General features: G+C 65.7%; 19 protein-coding genes. 10 read left to right on the top strand and 9 right to left on the bottom strand.

What is annotated here, in order from left to right; translation table 11 throughout:
• Positions 1-60: 60 nt before the first annotated feature.
• Both AAIO73_RS11935 and AAIO73_RS11930 read right to left on the bottom strand, forming a co-directional pair.
• Positions 61-2,256 (bottom strand): S9 family peptidase, encoded by a 2,196-nt coding sequence (locus AAIO73_RS11935; protein ID WP_345878551.1) that lies wholly within the window; start codon positions 2,254-2,256, stop codon positions 61-63.
• A 285-nt stretch (positions 2,257-2,541) separates the two neighbouring features.
• Entirely contained in the window at positions 2,542-3,024 is a 483-nt protein-coding gene (locus tag AAIO73_RS11930) for an SH3 domain-containing protein (protein ID WP_345878338.1), read from the bottom strand.
• Positions 3,025-3,122: 98 nt separating this feature from the next.
• Here AAIO73_RS11930 and AAIO73_RS11925 point away from each other — a divergent pair, with 98 nt between their 5' ends.
• Positions 3,123-4,124 carry a 2-hydroxyacid dehydrogenase gene (locus tag AAIO73_RS11925; protein WP_345878336.1) on the top strand — a complete coding sequence of 334 codons (1,002 nt, stop codon included), beginning with the start codon at positions 3,123-3,125 and terminating at the stop codon, positions 4,122-4,124.
• An 81-nt stretch (positions 4,125-4,205) separates the two neighbouring features.
• Here AAIO73_RS11925 and AAIO73_RS11920 read toward each other — a convergent pair whose 3' ends face one another.
• Both AAIO73_RS11920 and AAIO73_RS11915 read right to left on the bottom strand, forming a co-directional pair.
• Positions 4,206-4,628, bottom strand: a complete 423-nt coding sequence (locus AAIO73_RS11920) for a hypothetical protein (protein ID WP_345878335.1) — start codon at positions 4,626-4,628, stop codon at positions 4,206-4,208.
• Between the two features lie 315 nt (positions 4,629-4,943).
• Positions 4,944-5,624, bottom strand: coding sequence for a glutamine amidotransferase-related protein (locus tag AAIO73_RS11915; RefSeq protein ID WP_345878334.1), 681 nt, complete (start codon positions 5,622-5,624; stop codon positions 4,944-4,946).
• Between the two features lie 127 nt (positions 5,625-5,751).
• On the opposite strand from AAIO73_RS11915, the gene AAIO73_RS11910 reads away from it, so the two are divergent.
• The gene (locus AAIO73_RS11910) at positions 5,752-5,946 is read left to right on the top strand and encodes a YMGG-like glycine zipper-containing protein (RefSeq protein WP_345878333.1); all 195 of its coding nucleotides are present in this window, start codon (positions 5,752-5,754) and stop codon (positions 5,944-5,946) included.
• A 34-nt stretch (positions 5,947-5,980) separates the two neighbouring features.
• Here the strand turns inward: AAIO73_RS11910 and AAIO73_RS11905 are convergent, their stop codons facing one another.
• The 4 genes from AAIO73_RS11905 to AAIO73_RS11890 all read right to left on the bottom strand — a co-directional run bounded on the left by AAIO73_RS11905 (position 5,981) and on the right by AAIO73_RS11890 (position 10,004).
• Positions 5,981-6,436: a hypothetical protein gene (locus tag AAIO73_RS11905; protein WP_345878331.1), complete on the bottom strand. Its 456-nt coding sequence runs from the start codon at positions 6,434-6,436 to the stop codon at positions 5,981-5,983.
• Positions 6,436-7,839 (bottom strand): NAD(P)H-dependent flavin oxidoreductase, encoded by a 1,404-nt coding sequence (locus AAIO73_RS11900; RefSeq protein WP_345878549.1) that lies wholly within the window; start codon positions 7,837-7,839, stop codon positions 6,436-6,438. The genes AAIO73_RS11905 and AAIO73_RS11900 overlap by 1 nt, the downstream gene beginning before the upstream one ends.
• A 153-nt stretch (positions 7,840-7,992) precedes the next feature.
• The gene (locus AAIO73_RS11895) at positions 7,993-9,129 is read right to left on the bottom strand and encodes a glycosyltransferase (RefSeq protein ID WP_345878330.1); all 1,137 of its coding nucleotides are present in this window, start codon (positions 9,127-9,129) and stop codon (positions 7,993-7,995) included.
• Positions 9,126-10,004: an alpha/beta fold hydrolase gene (locus AAIO73_RS11890; RefSeq protein WP_345878328.1), complete on the bottom strand. Its 879-nt coding sequence runs from the start codon at positions 10,002-10,004 to the stop codon at positions 9,126-9,128. The genes AAIO73_RS11895 and AAIO73_RS11890 overlap by 4 nt, the downstream gene beginning before the upstream one ends.
• Positions 10,005-10,022: 18 nt before the next feature.
• Between AAIO73_RS11890 and AAIO73_RS11885 the strand changes: the two genes are divergently transcribed.
• The 8 genes from AAIO73_RS11885 to AAIO73_RS11850 all read left to right on the top strand — a co-directional run bounded on the left by AAIO73_RS11885 (position 10,023) and on the right by AAIO73_RS11850 (position 17,571).
• The gene (locus AAIO73_RS11885; protein ID WP_345878327.1) at positions 10,023-11,426 is read left to right on the top strand and encodes a protein adenylyltransferase SelO family protein; all 1,404 of its coding nucleotides are present in this window, start codon (positions 10,023-10,025) and stop codon (positions 11,424-11,426) included.
• 86 nt (positions 11,427-11,512) lie between these two features.
• Entirely contained in the window at positions 11,513-12,922 is a 1,410-nt protein-coding gene (gene astD, locus AAIO73_RS11880) for a succinylglutamate-semialdehyde dehydrogenase (protein WP_345878325.1), read from the top strand.
• Positions 12,923-12,999: 77 nt separating this feature from the next.
• Entirely contained in the window at positions 13,000-13,788 is a 789-nt protein-coding gene (gene cobA, locus AAIO73_RS11875; protein ID WP_345878324.1) for a uroporphyrinogen-III C-methyltransferase, read from the top strand.
• Positions 13,785-14,081, top strand: a complete 297-nt coding sequence (locus AAIO73_RS11870) for a DUF2849 domain-containing protein (protein ID WP_345878322.1) — start codon at positions 13,785-13,787, stop codon at positions 14,079-14,081. Before cobA ends, AAIO73_RS11870 begins: the two co-directional genes overlap by 4 nt.
• 149 nt (positions 14,082-14,230) lie before the next feature.
• Positions 14,231-15,865 carry a nitrite/sulfite reductase gene (locus AAIO73_RS11865; RefSeq protein WP_345878320.1) on the top strand — a complete coding sequence of 545 codons (1,635 nt, stop codon included), beginning with the start codon at positions 14,231-14,233 and terminating at the stop codon, positions 15,863-15,865.
• Positions 15,858-16,283, top strand: a complete 426-nt coding sequence (locus tag AAIO73_RS11860; RefSeq protein ID WP_345878318.1) for a DUF934 domain-containing protein — start codon at positions 15,858-15,860, stop codon at positions 16,281-16,283. Before AAIO73_RS11865 ends, AAIO73_RS11860 begins: the two co-directional genes overlap by 8 nt.
• The gene (locus AAIO73_RS11855) at positions 16,276-17,061 is read left to right on the top strand and encodes a phosphoadenylyl-sulfate reductase (RefSeq protein ID WP_345878317.1); all 786 of its coding nucleotides are present in this window, start codon (positions 16,276-16,278) and stop codon (positions 17,059-17,061) included. The genes AAIO73_RS11860 and AAIO73_RS11855 overlap by 8 nt, the downstream gene beginning before the upstream one ends.
• 42 nt (positions 17,062-17,103) lie before the next feature.
• Positions 17,104-17,571, top strand: a complete 468-nt coding sequence (locus AAIO73_RS11850) for a hypothetical protein (protein WP_345878316.1) — start codon at positions 17,104-17,106, stop codon at positions 17,569-17,571.
• A gap of 53 nt (positions 17,572-17,624) precedes the next feature.
• Here the strand turns inward: AAIO73_RS11850 and AAIO73_RS11845 are convergent, their stop codons facing one another.
• A complete protein-coding gene (locus tag AAIO73_RS11845; RefSeq protein ID WP_345878315.1) occupies positions 17,625-19,301 on the bottom strand; it encodes a GMC family oxidoreductase in 1,677 nt (558 codons plus the stop codon).
• Between the last annotated feature and the right edge of the window lie 21 nt (positions 19,302-19,322).

The raw sequence follows: 19,322 nt of genomic DNA, 5'->3' as shown, positions 1-19,322 counted from the left end.
AAGTCCTCGCCCGTGAGGCTAGGCTTGGGGAAAGTCGGGCGTCAATACTTCGTTTAGAGGTTACTTTTCGACGACTTGCCGGTCGAGGAAGTCGAGGATCGTCTTCCACAGATGTTCGCTAATACCGGGGCCGCCGACGCGGTGCGTCTGCCCCGGATACAGCATCAGTTCGAACGGCGTCGCGCTCTTCTGCATCGCCGCCATCATCGCCGTCGAATGTTCGAGCACGACATTGTCGTCGGCCATGCCGTGGATCAGCAGCAGCGGATCCTTGATCTTCGCCGCATCTGGCACCGCCGCCGACGCGGTATAGGCATCGCCCACGACGCGCGGATCGCCCATATAGCGCTCGGTATAATGGGTGTCGTACAGTTCCCAACGCGACACCGGCGCACCCGACACGCCGGCGGCAAACACCCCAGGCGCCTTCTCGAGCATCTTCAGCGTCATATAGCCGCCATAGGACCAGCCATAGGTCGCGATCTTGGTCGGCGCGACGAACGGCAGCGTCTTCAGATAGTTCGCACCCGCGATCTGGTCGTCGACCTCGACCGTACCCATCGCCTGATGGATCTGGTCCTCGAACGCCTTGCCGCGCTCGGGCGATCCGCGATTGTCGATCTCGAACCAGATCCAGCCGCGATCGACCAGATATTGCCGGAGCGCCCCGCCCCAGGCGCGCTTCACCACCTGGCTGCCCGGGCCGCCATAATGCGAGAAGAACACGGGGTAGCGCTTGCCCGGCTCCAGCTTCGGCGTAATCATGTTCCAGTACAGCGTCGAACCGTCCGCCGCCTTGATCGTCCCGAACTCGGTCGGGCGATGGCTGGCGACATAGGGCGCATACGGGTGGTCGCCGGTCAGCGCATTCTCGTTGATCCACGCGATCCGCTTGGCGGCGCTATCGGCCAGATAGGTCTGCGCCGGCTGGTCGGGATTGGAGCGCGACACGATCAGCCGTGACGCCTTGCCATCCATCGACGCGCTGTACGACCAGCCCCGCTCGGTCAGCCGGGTGATGGCGTCCGGCCGGTTCAGATCGACGCGGTACAGCTGACGCTCCAGCACATCGTCCTTGTTGGCGAGGAAATAGATGCGCCCCTTCGCCTCATCGACGCCTGCCAGATCGGACACCATCCATTTGCCGCTGGTCAGCTGCGTCCATTTGCCGCCCTTCCAGCGGTAGAGATGCGCATAGCCGTCGCGCTCCGACGACCAGATGAGACTCCCGTCCTTCATCGCGTGATAGGCGTTGGACAGGTTGACCCAGCTTTTCGGCCCGGTCTCCTCGCTGAACAGCACCGTCGCCGCCCCCGTCGCCGGATCGACGCGCAGCATGTCGAGCTTCGTCTGCAACCGGTTCTGCCGCTGGACCAGCAACGCCTTGCCATCGGGCGTCCAGTCGACCCGTGCCAGATAAATGTCGGGATCGGGGCCGAGATCGACCTTCACCTTGCTCGACCCGTCCGGCTTCATCACATACAGCTCGACCAGCACGTTGGGCGTCCCCGCCTTCGGGTAACGCTGCTGATAAATGCTGGTCCCTTCGGCGCCGATCGCCGATCGGGTGACGATGCCGACCGGGGCCTCGTCGAACCGCTCGACCGCGATCAGGCTGTCGTCGGGCGACCACCAGTAGCCGGTGCGCCGGTCCATTTCCTCCTGCGCGACGAATTCCGCCTCGCCGAAATGGACCGTATCCTTGCCCTCGGTCGTAACCGCCGTCTCCTGGCCAGTCTTCAGGTCGAGCGTCACCAGATTCTGGTCGCGCACGAAGCTGACATAGCGGCCCTCGGGGCTGACCACCGGATTCAGCTCTCCACTTTCGCTATTGGTCAGCCGCCGGACATTGCCGTCGATCGACGCAAGGTAGAGGTCACCGTCCAACGGCACGAGGATCGACTTACCATCGGGCGCCCAGTCATAGGCGAGGATGCCGCGCTTGCCGGTCAGCGAGCGGTCGCGCTCGCGCTGCATCTTTTCCGCCTCGGACAGCGCGGCGCCGGTGCCGACCTTCTTCGAATCGACCAGCATCCGCCATTCGCGGCTGGTCGTGTCCATCGCCCACAGGTCGAACCGCTCGCGTTCGTCGGCGCGGTTGCGCAGCAGCGTCACATATTTGCCGTCGGGCGACAGGCGCAAATTCTGCGGCGCTGCACCGTTCAGATCGGGGCTGGCAAAGACGCGTTCGAGCGTCAGGTCGCCCGCCTTCGTCGCCTCGCTCGCCGCCACCGGCGCTGCCGGTTCACTCGCCATCCCGGCCTGCCCCAATGCCAGCAACGCCGCACCCATCAACCATTTGACCATATTGCCCCATATGTCCTGCGGTGAAACCGCGCCGATCGTATCAGCGGTTATCGCTTCACAGGGGGCGTAGGTAAATGGCGGAGTTTGGCGAAGCGGTACCTTGCACCCTTGCTTAGTCGCTCCCGCCGAGGCGGGAGCCTATAGACGCCGACGTCGCGCCTCCTGCCCCGGCGTCAGCGTGAATGGATTCCCGCGTCCGCGGGAATGACGAACGTGAAAGATCTATTCCAAAACCTACATCGTCTCGCCCGGATCGACGCCCCACAGCCGCGCCTGCTCGACATAGCCGCCGCGCCCACGCACGTCGAAGAAGCACCACGCGCCGTTGCATCGCGACAGTCGCCCGACCACGCCCGGCGCCGCGCGCCACACCACCGCCGCGCCCGACTGGGGCGACGCGCGAAGTTCGACCACCTCGCGCCCGACGAACGCAGTGCGCCGGTCGCTCAGCAACCCGACCTGCAACCATCCGCGTGTGCCGTCGGGGTCCTCGACCCGGCGCCAGTCCTGATAGATGTCGACGACCCTGATCGGCAGGTCGGCGCGACGATACACCCATTGCGTCGGATAGTTCTTGCCGGGGCCGCTGCGCATCCGCGCCTCGCCCGCCGCGATCGACGCATAATAAGGCGGTTTGCGGCGCTGCGCCTCCGCCGGTCCGGTCGCCAGCACCACCAGCATCGACGCGACCGCGATCGATTGCCTTGCGAAGCGCATGTTATCGTCCCCTTTTGTCCGAACCCTGCCTGTATCGGCAACGACACCATGCCCGCAAGCCGTTGACGCAGGTTCGCCCAAGCGCCAATCCGGTAACCATGAACGGTACCGCGCCCCCGCCCCGCCATCCGCGAGTCCAGGTGACGCGGCGTCTGCCGGCAGCGACCGAGGGGCGGATGGCGACGCTGTTCGACACGGTGTTCAGCCCCGACGACCATGCCTTTACCCGCGACGAACTCGCCGCCGCCATGGCCGATTGCGACGTCTTCGTCCCCGCCGTCACCGACGTCATCGACGCCGCGCTGATCGACGCCGCGCCCGACCGACTGCGCCTGATCGCCAATTACGGCGCGGGCGTGAACCATATCGACCTGAAGGCGGCGCGCGCCCGCCGGATCATCGTCACCAACACGCCGGGCGTGCTGACCGAGGATACCGCCGACATGGTCATGGCGCTGATCCTCGCCGTGCCGCGCCGCTTGGCCGAGGGCGAAAAGCTGGTCCGCTCGGGCGAGTGGAAGGGGTGGAGCCCCGGCGGAATGCTCGGCCACCGCATCGGCGGCAAGGCGCTCGGCATCATCGGCATGGGCCGCATCGGACAGGCCGTCGCCCGCCGCGCCCGCGCCTTCGGCCTGTCGATCCACTACCACAACCGCCACCGCCTGCCCGAGGTGGTCGAGGCCGAACTCGGCGCGACATGGCATGCCGATCTCGACGCGATGCTGGGGCAGATCGACCTGCTGACCATCCACACCCCGCGCAACGCCGACAGCGAAAACCTGCTCGACGCCCGCCGCATCGCCCGCCTGCGCCGCCACGTCTATCTCATCAACGCCTCGCGCGGCGGCATCGTCGACGAAGAGGCGCTGGTCGACGCGCTGGAGGGCGGGCGGTTGGCCGGTGCCGGCCTGGACGTCTGGGCACACGAACCGGCAATCGACCCGCGTCTGCTGGCGCTGCCCAACGTCGTGATGACCCCGCATATGGGCTCGGCGACGCTGGAGGGCCGCGTGGCGATGGGCGAGAAGGTGATTACCAACATTCGGGTGTGGGCGGACGGGCATCGGCCACCGGATCAGGTGTTGGAGGGGTTGCGGTAACGCGATTGGTCGAAGAATAGATTTTAACCAAGAGCCAACCGTACATCTGTCCAGCGCATGCAGGCTGCCTTTACTGTCAATCTACCGTTTGCCGACCATCATGCTGCGTGTAGCATCGCAAGTAACTTGATCCGTTACTTTCTGATACCACCGATCTGATGACTTGCGCGCATTGTCTATCTGCTGTTGCGACAAATATGCAGATGGTTGGTCCAGTTGCTCCGACCACAGTCCTAAGGCAAAACCGATTTGCCACGCCTTTATGCGCCACCATGGCGCGGTTTCTGCGACTGCAAGAATAATCTCCACGCGATACATCGACTGCGCCGCCTCTTTCAGCTTCGATTGCGGATCGCTTACTCGTTCAACGATTGCGGATAGTTGTGACCGGCCTCCGCAGCGTTCAGCAATGTCCACCAACGTGGTATCCGGTTCCTCCGCGCCGCTGGCCCAACTAGGGTATCGGAACAGGGTCGAGGAACGTGGCCAAATTTCGTTCAGCATTTGTTGCCGCGTCGCCCTCTGCGACAAAAGGTTTACCCCTGGCCTACCAAACATTTGCACGCCGATTAGCAGCAAAACGATTGCTACAATTGCCCCTCTTAGTCGTCGTTTGATCATGCGCTTAGCGTAACATGCGCATCCTTCCGTTCAACGACCGACTTACCGCCAAAGCAAGCCCGACGATACTTTCCTACAACCCCCATGCCTGCCAATATTGCCGATGGCCATTCCCTACGCCCGCTCTTTGAAACCGCCGCCCGACGCAACACACAAACACGCCGCAAGTGTGAACTTAGTGAAGTTTGGCCAAAAACCTCAGCCCTTCAAGCCACTTAGCCACTCGCCAATCATGGCCTGCCCCGCGCGCACCGCCGCCGGCCCCAGCGTCCGGTATTCCTCGGTCAGTTCACCGCGATGGTTCGGGCAGTCGAGATAATCGAGCCACGCCTCGAACCGCGCATCCTCGCCCATTTCGGCATGGAATTGCAGCGCCAACAGGTTCGCGCCCCGCCGAAACCCCTGCCGGTATCGCTTGGTCGTCGCCAGCAACTCGGTCCCTTCGGGCAGATCGAACGTGTCGCCATGCCAGTGCAGAACCGGCACCCCCGCGACATGGCGCAGCGGCGAGCGCCCGTCGGCGAGGTCGATCGGCGCGAACCCGATCTCGCAGCCGCCGTCGCCCTTGTAGACGTTAGCCCCTAGTGCAGCCGCCATCATCTGCGCGCCGAGACAGATGCCGAGCGTCGGCCGGTCCGCCGCCAGCCGCCGCGACAGCGCCGCGATCTCGCCCGGAATCCAAGGATTCTCGGCCACGTCATACACTCCCATCGGCCCGCCCATCACGATCAACAGGTCTGGCGCGGTCAGGTCGGCTGTGGCGAAGGCGGGTTCGGTCACGTCGATCCGGTCGATGACGTAGCCCGCCGCCTCGACCGGCGCACGATATCCGGCACAGCCTTCATAGGGAACGTGGCGAACGATCAACGCGGACTTCATGGGCGCAGTCTATCGCGACGCAGGTTAATGGCACCTGTAATGTTTCTTTGTGTTGCAATGGGACGGGTTTGGAACCCCGGCGGCACAAAACCATTGGCGGGGCAGTGTGTTCAACAGGAGTAACCCCATGAAAAAGATCGCAACTGTCCTGCTCGCCCTTGCCGCCGGCAGCTCGCTGGCCGCCTGCTCGACGCTGCGCGGCGGCGCGATCGGTGCAGCCGGCGGTGCCGGCATCGCCGCTGCGACCGGTGGCAATGTCGAAAAGGGTGCGGCCGTGGGTGGCGTGGGCGGTGCGGTGGTCGGCACCGTTGCCGACGACTGATCGGGATCGACCGGGGCGGCACGCGCTGCCCCGGTCAGCGTGCCAGCAAGCGGACCCGTTGCAAGTCCTTGGGCCGGCCGAACGCCCTAAGCATCGCAATCAATTCGGCACGATCCGGCGTCGGCACGGCAAGACCGCCGACCTCAACGAACACCCGCGATCGCGGCCGGACCGGCTGCCAGCCCTCGCCACCGGATAGTTCGAAACCGGCCATGAACTCGACATCGACCCCGCCGACCGGCAGCGAGCCGTAGAAGGCCGAGCGAAACAGCGCATCGCCCGCCCCGCCCTTGCGCACCAGACCGGGCATGTCCGCGATCAGCGCCACGTCGCACATCGCCAGCAGCACGTCGACATCGTCGACTGCGACCGGCTCGGCCGCATGCAGCGCTACTGCGGCACCCGCAATCACCCACCATGGCTCCTGCGCTTGCCGTAACAGCCGGTCGACCACGGCCAGCGCCGCGACGTGATCGCCCGACAGTTGCATCAATCCCCCGTCAGGATCCGATCGACCAGCTGCTTCACGCTCGGCACGAACCCGTTGGAATAGAAGGGATCGCGCTTGAAGTTGTAGGCGGCATGCCCCGCAAACATCAGATTCTGGTCGGTCGGGCCGCCATGGGCGATGTCCTGCAACGTCTTCTGGATGCAGAAGCTGCGCGGATCGGCCAGCCGCCCGGTCGAGTTGGTCTCGCTATCTGCCCAGCTCGAAAAACTGCACTGCGACAGGCAGCCCATGCAATCCGCCTGATCCTTGCGGATGATGCCCTTTTCCTCGGGCGTCACGAACACCAACGTATTGTCAGGGGTCTTCAACGCATCGGTAAAGCCCAGCCCGAACCATTCGCGGGCGCGCAGCAAGTCGCCCTGCGTCACCCAGAAATTCTTGCCCTTCACCCCGACGTCGAGCTGAAAGACATGGTCGCCCGCTTCCTGCGTCGAGAAGGCGATCTGCCGCTCCGAGCGCGCTTCAAGGTTGCGCAGGAACGGGTTGCGGACGGCGGACGAATAGAAGCCGGTCGGGCTGAACCGGTGCAGCAGCACCTCGCCCTCTTCGATCTCCATCAGCTTCGCCTTCCACTCCTCGGGGATCGGGCTTTCCTGCGTCAGCAGCGGGCGGGTGCCGAACTGGAACGCGATCTTGCCGAGCTCGGGATTGTCGATCCAGTCGGCCCAGTCGCGCAGATACCAGACGCCGCCGGCCATCACGATCGGCACGTCGTCGGATATGCCACCCTCGCGCATCGTCGCGCGCAATTCCTTAACGCGCGGATAGGGGTCCTGCGGCTCCAGCGGGTTCTCGGCATTCGACAAGCCGTTATGCCCGCCCGCCAGCCAAGGATCCTCATAGACCACCGCCGCCAGCCATTCCGCCGCCTTTGAATAGGCGCGCTTCCACAGCGCGCGGAACGCGCGGCCCGACGACACGATCGGCAGATAGCTGACGCCGTAGGAGGCGGTGATCTCGGACAGCTTGTACGGCATCCCCGCGCCGCAGGTCACGCCGGAGACGAGGCCCCGCGTCCGCTCGAGCACGCCGTGCAGGATGCGTTGCGCCCCGCCCATTTCCCACAGCACGTTGATGTTGATCGCGCCCTTGCCGCCGGCGATCTCCCATGCGCGCCGCACCTGCTGCACCGCGCCCTCGATCGCATATTCGATCAGTTCCTCATGGCGCTCGCGGCGGGTCAGCGCCTTGTACACCTGCGGGATGATCTTGCCCTCGGCGTCATAGCTGTCGGCATTGACCGCCGAGACGGTGCCGATCCCGCCCGCCGCCGCCCAGGCACCGGCCGAGGCGTGGTTGGTCGCGGCAACGCCCTTGCCCCCTTCGATCAGCGGCCAGACTTCGCGGCCGTTATAGACGATGGGCGACAGACCTTTGAACAACATGACCTCCAGCGGGAACTTCGGTGCGGGACGGACTGAACCGACGATCGCATCGAAGCGTCATTAATCGCAGCCGACGCCGAACGCGAGCAAATTGCGAGGACTGCGCGGTCCCGCACGCGGAAGTCGGCATGGAGCGCGGCGATCCTGCCGTTACCCCAGAGCCCCCGGCCGTCCGATCGCGCGTTCGTACAGCGCCTTGTAACTGGCGATCATCGTCGCTTCGTCGAACTCGGCATAGGCCTTGGCACGGTTGCTTTCGCCGACATAATGGCGCGCCGCCGGATCGACCGCCAGCATCTGCAGCCGGTCGCGCAGATGCACTTCCATCCGGTCGATGCCCATATACGGCCGGTTCGGCTCGGACACCATCCTGCCGATATCGCCGAGCGGCGGCGCCACGACCGGCAACCCCGCCGCCATCGCTTCCATCACCGAAATCGGCTGCTGCTCGCTCTTCGACGACAGCGCGAAGATGTCGAACAGCCCCATATACCGCCACGCTTCGGGCAGGAAGCCGGGCAGGTGGACGCGGTCGTCGATGCCCATCGCTTCGGCGGCATCGAGGATATTCTGCCGCTCCGGCCCCTCGCCGACGATCACCAGCCGCACCTTGACCGAAATCCCACCGACCGACCGCACCAGCAGCGGCAGGTCCTTCACCTCACGCAGGCCGGCGACACAGCCGATCACGACCTCGCCCGGCTTGCGACGGAAACCGGGGATCGCATCGGGCGCGCACCCTTGCGCGAACCGCGCGACCGGCACGCCGTTGCCGATCAGGTGCAGCCGGCTATCGGGCTGCTTCCACACCGTCCGCGCCACGTCCAGCAACCGTTCCGACGGCACGACAAGCGCCTCGGCCGCGCCCAGTGCGAAGCGGCGATACAGGTTGCGCACCGGGTTCAGCCGGGTGGCCTCGTCCTCGTTGAAGCCGTCCTCGTGGTGGACAATCGGCGGCGCGCCCTTGGCGAACACCCGCCGCGCCATCACCCCGTCGATCGCGCCCCAATTATAGGTCAGCACCAGATCGAAGCGGCGCATATATTTCGCAATCGCCTCGAACCGCGCGACCGACGGCTTGCCGGTCAGCGGCGGCGGATTCTGCGCGATCTCGTAGCGGATATACTTGCCGATCGCCGCCTGCGCCTCGATCCGTTCGGGCACGCCCGACACGATCGTGTGGACGGCGTTCGATCCCCATGCATGCATCAGCCGGATCGCCCGCGCCTCCTTGCCGCCATAAGCGAAGGAGGAATGGAGGTGCAGGATGCGGACCGGCGCGCTCACGCCCCCGCCACCCGCGCCAGCAACCGGTCGATCGCAGCCGCCGACGCCGGTTCGGTCAGGGTCGGGGCATGGCCGACCTGATCGACCGTCGTCAACTCGGCCGTATCGACACGCGCCGCCATCGCCGCCGCGACCGGTGCCGGAAGGATATCGGACAGTTCGCCGCGAACGATCGCCACCGGCTTGCCGGCCAGTGCTTCATAGGCGCGCCACATGTCCGGTCCCGCCTCGTTCCCCGGCACACGGAACGGCTCGGCGATCTTCATGTCATAGTCGAGGATGATCCGGCCCGCCGAATTCAGCCGATGCACCCGCTTGGCCATGTGCAGCCAGTCCTGCACCTCATAGCGGGGATAGACGTCGCCATTCGCTTCGGCGACGGCACGCGCGGCGTGCATCCAGGTCGGGTGGCTAACCTGCTTGCCGACATAGCCGCGAATGCGCCCCAGCCCGACCGGATCGAGTTCCGGCCCGACATCGTTGAGCATCGCCGCCGCGATCCGGTCGCGATCGGTCGCCGCCAGCAACATGGTCAGGATGCCGCCCAGCGAGGTGCCGAACGCGACGACCTGCGGCAGTTCCAGCTGGTTCAGCAGCGCCTCGACATCCTGCAGATAGACCAGCGGCACATAGGTCATCGGATCGCGGGCATAGCCGCTTTCCCCGCGCCCGCGCATCTCGGGGACGATCAGCCGCCATTGTCCAGCAAGCCGGTCGGCGACATCCTCCCAATCGCGCGCATTGCGGGTCAACCCGTGCAGGCACAGGATTGCCGGCCGGTCGTCCCGCCCCGCATAGTCGCGATAATGCAGCCGGAGGCCGTCGTTCGACCACCAATAGCCATCGGTGAAGCGTTGCTTGTCGGATAGCGCCATCGCCCCCCATATCGCCGCATGGCTGAAAACCCGCAACCCGCTCGCTATCGCCCCCGCACCGATATTCTGGCGCTGGGCGAACCGTTCTACGACGCCCTCGCGCCGGCCGCCTTTCCCGAACATATCCTGCGCTTCCGCAACGATCGCGCGGCGGCGGAGATCGGGATCGTTCCGGTCGGGAGCGCAGCGGACAGCCTGCCGCTTTCGGACGAAGCATGGCTCGACCATTTCGCTCGCTTCACGCCCCTGCCCGGCAGCATCCCGCAACCGCTGGCGCTGCGCTATCACGGCCATCAGTTCCAGTCGTACAATCCCGATATCGGTGATGGCCGCGGCTTCCTGTACGCGCAGGTAACCGACCATCGCGACCGGTTGCTCGACCTGGGTACCAAGGGGTCGGGACAGACCCCGTACAGCCGCTTCGGCGACGGCCGCCTGACGCTGAAGGGCGGCGCGCGCGAGGTGCTGGCGACCGAGATGCTCGAAGCGCTGAACGTACCTACCTCACGCAGTTTGTCGCTGACCGAGACCGGCGAGGAACTGGTGCGCGGCGACGAACCCTCGCCGACCCGTTCGGCGGTGCTGGTCCGGCTGAACCACAGCCATGTCCGCATCGGCACCTTCCAGCGGCTGGCCTATGAACGCGACGCCGACGCGATGTACCGGCTAGTGAACTATGTGCTGACCCGCCTGCACGGCCGCACGCCGGGTGGTGCCCCCGCGATCGAATTGGTCGACGAAGTCGTCGGTCGCGTCGCGACACTCGCCGCTCGGTTCATGGCGGCGGGGTTCGTGCACGGCGTGCTCAACACCGACAATATCAACGTCACCGGCGAAAGCTTCGATTACGGCCCGTGGCGGTTCGCGCCGACCTGGAACGCAGGCTTCACCGCGGCCTATTTCGACCATCAGGGCCTCTACGCCTTCGGCCGACAGCCCGACGCGATGCACTGGAACGTCATGCAACTGGCCGTGGCGCTGCGCACGATCGCAGACGCACCACCACTGATCGAGGTGCTGGAGACCTTCCCGGAACGCTATGCGGCGGCGGCGGCGGAAGCGATGCTGTGGCGGCTCGGCATTGCCCCACGCGATCCGGCCGCCGACCGTGCGCTGGCAGACGCGGTCACCGCCGCCCTCGCGGCGTCGCAGATGCCGATCGACCATTTCTTCTTCGAAGCATTCGGCGGCTGGCTACCCGAAGGCGATGACTGGACCGCGTTCGAATCCGTCCGCGCGCTGCTGTCCGACTATCGCCCGCGCAGCGACCGCAGCCATCCTTACTGGTCCGACGCCGCCCCCTGTTCGATGCTGATCAGCGAAGTCGAGCAAATCTGGGCCGCCATCGCCGAACGCGACGATTGGACGCCGTTCCACGACAAGGTCGCCGCCATCCGTCGGATGGGACAGGCCCTTGCCTGACCTCGACCGATCGTAGCAGACAACTGGCATCGTCGCGCGATCTGGTCCAAGGATGCGCGCACATCAGGAGGCGGATACGACTACGCATGGCCGAACTTGTCTCGACCGAACCCGCAACCGGCGCGACCCTCTGGCGTGCCCCTGTCGGCGATGCTGATACCGAAGTCGCCGCCGCCCGCGCTGGCTGGGCCGGCTGGGCCTCCCGCTCGCTCGCCTACCGGATCGAGGCGATGCGCCGCTTCGCCAATGTCGTGCGCAGCCGTGCCGAAGCCTTTGCCGACGTCATCGCCCGCGAAACCGGCAAGCCGTTGTGGGAAGCGCGGACCGAGGTCGAAACCGTCATCGCCAAGGTCGAAATCTCGATCACCGCCTATGGCGAACGCACCAGCCAGCGCCGGTTGGAGGCGCAGGCAAGCTCGCGCATGGCGCTTCGCCACAAACCGCATGGCGTGCTCGCGGTGCTCGGCCCCTATAATTTCCCGGCGCATCTGCCCAACGGACACATCGTCCCGGCGCTGATCGCGGGCAATGCGGTGGTATTCAAACCGTCCGAAAAGACGCCGGCCAGCGGCGCGTTCCTCGTCGATTGCTACCGCGCCGGTGGCGTGCCCGAGGATTGCATAAGGCTGTTGATCGGTGGGCCCGAACAGGGCCGGGCACTCGCCGGCCATCCCGATATCGACGGCCTGCTCTTCACCGGATCGGCGCGCACCGGCATCGCGCTGAACCGCCAGTTCGCTGAGACGCCCGAAAAGATTCTCGCGCTGGAAATGGGTGGCAACAACCCGATTATCGTCTGGAGCGCGCCCGACCTCTATGCCGCCGCCGTGCTGGTGGTGCAGTCGGCCTTCACCTCCGCCGGACAGCGCTGCACCGCCGCGCGTCGGCTGATCGTCGAACGACGGCTGGCCGAACCGCTGCTCGCCGAAATCAACCGGCTATGCGAACGGCTAATCATTGCCGAACCCCACGCCGATCCCGCACCCTTCATGGGCCCCGTAATCGACAACGAAGCCGCCGACCAGTTGACCGAGAGCTTCCTGTCGCTGACCTCGCGCGGCGGGCGTCCGTTGCGGTTCCTGCAGCGGCTGGTCGAGGGGCGTCCGTTCCTGACCCCCGGCATCATCGACATGTCGGACACCGCCGAGCGTAGCGATATCGAACTGTTCGGCCCCGTGCTGCAGATATTCCGCGTCGACAGTTTCGAAGACGCCATCGCCGAGGCGAACAACACCCGCTACGGATTGTCGGCATCGCTGATCTCGTCCGATCCGCAGCTCTACGACGGCTTCTGGGCGAATATCCGCGCCGGCATCGTGAACTGGAACCGCCCGACCAATGGCGCATCCTCGGCCGCGCCGTTCGGCGGCATCGGCTGGTCGGGCAATCACCGCCCCTCCGCCTATTACGCCGCCGACTATTGCGCCTATCCGGTAGTCTCGGCCGAGGCGGAGCAGGCGCGTGCCTCGATCGGCATCGGGCTACGCAACCAATAGCCTGCTAAACAATCCCTTCCCGCCCCCCAAGCAAGCGTCGGTTGCCTGGGGGCAGCCGCGGTCGCATCTACGGCAGCATGGCAACGTTACTCGATCCGACCGCGCGCGGGCGCGTCATCCTTGTCGGCGCAGGTCCGGGCGACCCCGGCCTGCTAACCGTGCGCGCGGTGGAAGCGCTCAAGTCCGCCGATGTCGTCGTGCATGACGGGCTGATCGACCCGCGCGTCCTCGATCTCGCGCCCGCGACCGCGCAGCGCATCTCGGTCGCCAAGCAGCGCGCGCGTCACACCCTGCCGCAGGAATCGATCAACGCGCTGATCGTCGCGCATGTGAAGACCGGCGCGATCGTCATCCGGCTGAAGGGCGGTGACCCGTTCATCTTCGGTCGCGGCGGCGAGGAGGTCGAGGCGGTCCGCGCCGCCGGCCTGCCTGTCGAGGTCATTCCCGGTGTTTCGGCTGCGCTCGGCTGTGCGGCAGGCGCCATGCTGCCGCTGACGCACCGCGACTGGTCATCGGCGGTCAGCTTCGTGGCCGGTCAATGCAAGGGGTTGTCCGAACAGGACTGGTCGGGCCTTGCCGGACAGGGCCGCACGCTGGTCATCTATATGGGTGTCGCGACGGCGGAGGCGATTGCCGACAAGCTGATGGCCGATGGCGTCGCGCCCGACATGCCGGTCGCGGTGCTGGAGCGCGGCACCTATGCCGACGCCCGCGCGCTGCGCACGCTGCTCGCTGATCTCGGCCCGATGGTCGCGCGCGAGGATGTGAAGAGCCCGGCGGTCATCGTCGTCGGCGAAGTCGTGCAACTGGCCGATGCCGAGGACAAGCTCGGCAACTGGGCACGCGCTGCGGAGGCACTGGCATGAAGCTGCTGACCGGAAACGACCTCGCCAGCGGCGACGTGACGTGGTGGACCGGCGGCGACTGGTCGCGCCATGTCGAGGATGCCGTCGATGTCGGCGAGGATGGCGACCGCATCGCCCAGGTCGAGGAAGCCGCCCGCCGGGTCAACGTACCGTATGTGATCGACGCGGTGGCGACCCCCGAAGGTCCCCGTCCCGCCCATATCAAGGACCGCATCCGCGCACTCGGTCCCACGGTGCGCACCGACCTGACGCTCAAGCCCGCCGATCCGCAAGCCGGGGCGTGGGTAATATAAATCCTCCCCGGCACGGGGAGGGGGACCATGCGCAGCATGGTGGAGGGGGTTGGCCTACTCCACAACGGTTGCGTTGCGCGGCACTCCCCCTCCACCGGCCTGCGGCCGGTCCCCCTCCCCGCAAAGCGGGGAGGATTTAGGAAAAGACGATGTACCAATACGACACCTACGACCAGTCGATCGTCGACGCCCGCGTCGCGGAGTTCCGCGATCAGGTCGAACGCCGCCTGTCGGGCCATCTGACCGAGGACCAGTTCAAGCCGCTGCGGCTGATGAACGGCCTGTATCTCCAGCTCCATGCCTATATGCTGCGTGTCGCCATCCCCTATGGCACGCTGTCGTCGACGCAGATGCGGGTGCTGGGCGACATCGCCCGCACCTATGACCGCGGCTATGGCCATTTCACCACGCGCCAGAACCTCCAGTTCAACTGGATCAAGCTGGCCGACACGCCCGACATTCTGGAGAAGCTGGCCAAGGTCGAGATGCACGCCATCCAGACCAGCGGCAACTGCATCCGCAACATCAGTTCCGACCAGTTCGCCGGCGCCGCCGCCGACGAGCTGACCGACCCGCGCCCTTGGGCGGAGCTGCTGCGTCAGTGGAGCACCTTCCACCCCGAATTCAGCTACCTGCCGCGCAAGTTCAAGATCGCGGTGATCGCCGCCGACGAGGATCGCGCTGCGATGCGCCTCCACGATATCGGCCTGCGCATCGTCGAACAGGACGGCGTGGCGGGCGCGCAGGTCTATGTCGGGGGCGGCATGGGCCGCACGCCGATGATCGCGCCGTTGGTCAACGACTTCGTGCCGCTGTCGGACCTGATGAGCTATCTTGAGGCGTGCCTGCGCGTCTACAATCGCTACGGTCGCCGCGACAATATGTACAAGGCGCGGATCAAGATCCTGATCCACGAGATCGGCGTCGACAAATATCGTGCCGAGGTCGCCGAGGAATTCGCGCATATCAAGACGCTGGGCATCGATCCGCCCCAGGCCGAATTCGACCGCATCGCCGCCTTCTTCGCCGACCCCGCCTTCGCCGATACCTCGACCGATGCACCGGTCGATCGCAGTGACGCGGGCTTCGCCGCTTGGCTCGACCAGAACACCCACGCCCACAAGCGCGCCGGCTACACCATCGTCACCATCAGCCTGAAGCCGACCGGCGGCATTCCCGGCGACGCATCGGCCGATCAGATCGATGCGATGGCCGATCTGGCGGAGGCGTACAGCTTCGCCGAACTGCGCGTCACCCATGCGCAGAACATCGTCCTGCCGCATGTCCGCTCGGCCGACCTTCGCGCGGTCTATGACCGGCTGGTCGCGATCGGGCTGGCCGAGGCCAATCTCGACCTGATCACCGATATCATCGCCTGCCCCGGCCTCGATTATTGCAGCCTCGCCAATGCGCGTTCGATCCCGCTCGCGCAGAAGATCGCCGATCGCTTCGCCGATCCGGTGCGCCAGCGCGATCTGGGCGAACTGAAGCTCAAGATCAGCGGCTGCATCAACGCCTGCGGCCACCATCATGCCGGCCATATCGGCATCCTCGGCGTCGACCGTAAGGGCACCGAGAATTACCAGCTTCTCCTCGGCGGATCGGGTGCGGAAGACGTCTCGCTCGGCAAGATCACCGGCCCCGGCTTTTCCGAAGACGGCGTGGTCGACGCGATCGAGCGCGTCACTGACCGCTATCTCGCCGAACGCACCGACGGGGAGCGCTTCGTCGACACCTATCGCCGGATCGGCATGGAACCGTTCAAGGAGGCTATCTATGGTTGACGCCCTGCGCCTGCGCGACGATGCCGCGCATGACGAACCCGCCGTCACCCTCGACGCCTTTCTCGGCCAGTCGAACGCGACCGCCGTGCGGATAGAGGCCGGCGACGATGCCCGCCTGCTGCTGCCGCATCTCGACCGGCTGGCATTGATCGAGGTCAGCTTCCCCAAATTCCGCGACGGGCGGGGCTATTCGGCCGGGCGGATCCTGCGCGAGGCGGGCTATACCGGCGAACTGCGCGCCGAGGGCGACGTGCTGGTCGATCAGATCCCGTTGATGCGCCGCTGCGGCTTCGACAGTTTCGCGCCCTCCGCGCCGGTCGATCCCGCCGCGCTCGAACGCGCGCTGGAACGCTACGACCATGTCTATCAGGCGGCGGCCGACGGGCATGTGCCGGTGTGGAAACTGCGTCATGGCTGATGCTGACCCGGATATTCGCGTGCGCGACCGGCTGGACCTAGCCCCGCGTTTCACCGCCGCCGATGCGCAAGTGCTGAACGACCGCTTTCGCGATACCTCGACGCACGAGATGCTGACCGTCGCCCTGCGCGAGCGGCTGCTCGGCAAGGTCGCGGCAGTGTCGTCGTTCGGCGCCGAATCGGCGGTGCTGCTCCACCTGATCGCGTCGGTCGACCGGTCGGTCCCGGTGCTCTTCCTCGAAACCGGAAAGCATTTCCCCGAAACGCTCGCCTATCGCGACCTGCTGGTCGATCGCCTAGGCCTGACCGATTTTCGCAACCTCCGCCCCGATCCGGCGCTGCTGGCGGCGAAGGACGCCACCGAGTTGCGCTGGTCCTACGACCCCGATGGCTGCTGCGAAATCCGCAAGGTCGAACCGCTCGCGCGGGGCCTTGCCGGCTTCGATGCCAGCTTCACCGGCCGCAAGGCGTTCCAGTCGGCGACCCGCACCGCCCTGCCCCGCTTCGAACTCGACACGTTGGACAGCGTCGGCCGGTTGAAGATCAATCCGCTCATCACCTGGACCCCGGCGGACATCGACGCCTATTTCGCGCAGCACGACCTGCCGCGTCACCCGCTGGTCGAACAGGGTTTTCCGTCGATCGGCTGCCAACCCTGCACCAACCGGGTAAAACCCGGCGAAGACCCACGCTCGGGCCGCTGGGCCGGCTGGGAAAAGGTCGAATGCGGCATCCATAAGCCGCTGCTCGACGGCGATCCGAACCTGCCGAGCTTCTGAGCCGCGCTTGCCCCGCCCCGGTTTCGGGCGCAAAGGGCGGCGATGCAGCAATCGGCAGTCGCCTATTTTACCAACGGCCGGATCATCCTCGCGCCGGTGTCGCACACTCTGTCCGTCGACACGATCGCGACCGATCCCAAATGGTTCGGCAAATCGGCGAAGAAGGCGGTCGTCGCGCAGGCGATCGCCGATGCCCTGTCGGCGTCGCGGACCGGCCTGACCGATCCGACCCCCGAGCAGTGGAAGCGTCAGTTCATCCCCTTCCAGGACGCGGCGGCGGTCAAGAACTTTAAGACCTTCATGCGCGAAGCGCATCGCGTCGATATCGACCGGAACGGCGATACGGTCGTGCTTACGCCTTCCGACAATCTCGGCGTGAACAACGGCTTCGAACCGCGCCCTGACGATGCCAAGACCGTTACGGCTGGCGATGGCGAGGCGGCGGCGGGCGCGCTGCTGATCCTCCTCGGGTTGCGGCCGGACCCGGCCTTCAGTTCCACAGAAGCCTGACCCAAACGTCACCCCAGCGAAGGCTGGGGTGACGATTTCAACCTTCGAACGGCCTACGCCCAGGGCTTGGTCCGCATCGCATGGTCCGCCGCGCGGGCGGTCAGCGCCATGAACGTCAGCGACGGGTTCACGCACGATACCGACGCCATCTGCGCGCCATCGGTGACGTACAGGTTCGACGCGTCATGCGCCTGGCTCCACCCGTTCAGCACCGACTTGCGCGGATCGGCGCCCATGCGTGCGCCACCCATTTCATGGATCGCGTCGCCCGGGATATGCGCGCCTTCATAGCTGCGGACATTGGTCAGACCCGCCGCCTTCAGCATCTTCTCGCCCTCGATCCGGGCATCGGCCATCATCTTCAGCTCGTTGTCCCGGAACTTCACGTCGAACTTCATCAGCGGCACGCCGAACCGGTCGACCTTGTTCGCATGCAGCGACACGCGATTGTCGGCATAGGGCAGGCATTCGCCGAACGCGCCCATGCCGAACTTCCACGGGCCATATTGCCGCATGCCGTGCTTCATGTCCTTGCCGAAGCCGACCGGAGCCGTCGGCTCGCGACGTGCGCTGCCCTGATAGCCATAGCCGCGACGGAAACCGACGCCTTCCTCGCCCTTCAGGTTGCGGAAGCGCGGGACATAGACGCCGCCCGGCCGACGGCCATATTCGATCAGGTCGGTCATGCCGGGGATCTCCCCCTCGGCGCCGACGCGGAAGATATGGTCCATGACATAGCGGCCGAGCGTGCCGCTGGTGTCGAAATGGCTGCGACCGCCGCCGCCCATCCGCGAATTCATCAGGATCTGCGTCGATGCCATTGCCGACGCGCACAGGAAGACCAGGTTCGCCTGCACCGTCTCCGCCTGCCCCGTCTTGGCATCGACGAAGCGCACGCCGGTCACCTTCTTGCGCGCGGCATCATATTCGAGGTTGGTGACGACCGCGTCAGAGCGCAGCGTCAGCCGCCCGGTCGCCCGCGCCGCCGGCAACGTCACCGCCTGGGTCGAGAAATAGGCGCCGAACGAACAGCCATTGCCGCACTGGTTGCGGAACTGGCACTTGCTGCGATTCTGGTCCGGCTTGTCCTCGGTCATGTTCGACAGGCGGGTGTGGATCAGCTTGCGGCCCGGAAACTGGGTCTCCAGCCGTTCCTTCAGCCACTTCTCTGCGACGTTCATCGGCATCGGCGGCTGGAATTCGCTGTCGGGCAGGTAAGGCAGGTTCTCGCGCGAACCCGATACGCCGATATATTTTTCGACATAGCTGTACCACGGCGCGACGTCGTCATAGCCGATCGGCCATGCGCCATCGATGCCCTCGCGCTTGTTCGCCTCGAAATCGTCGGCGCTCCACCGGAACGTCCAGCGACCCCAGATCAGCGACTTGCCGCCCACCGCACCCGGGCGGATCCAGTAGAACTTCTCCCCTTCGTCATAGGCATAAGGGTTCAGCCGGTCGTCATTGTAGAAGGACCGGTTGCTCGGCGAGACATAGCCGTACTTCGCGATGAAATAGTCGCTGTCCATCAGCGGCTTCGGCATCTGGTTGCGTGCCGGAACCTCATATGCGGGCTTGCCGTCATACGGATAGCCTTCGACATGCTCGACCATCCGGCCACGGTCGAGCATCAGGACGCGCAGGCCCTTTTCGGTCAATTCCTTCGCGGCGAATCCGCCGCTGACGCCCGATCCGATGACGATCGCGTCGAACCTGTTGGTGACTGCCATAATTCCCCTCCAAGGGTATCT

The sequence above is a fragment of the Sphingomonas epibiotica genome (genome assembly GCF_039615155.1).
In the GTDB taxonomy this organism is placed as follows: Bacteria; Pseudomonadota; Alphaproteobacteria; order Sphingomonadales; family Sphingomonadaceae; genus Sphingomonas.
The sequence above is the reverse complement of the archived record's forward strand: the minus strand, read 5'-3'. Positions and strand labels throughout refer to the sequence as shown.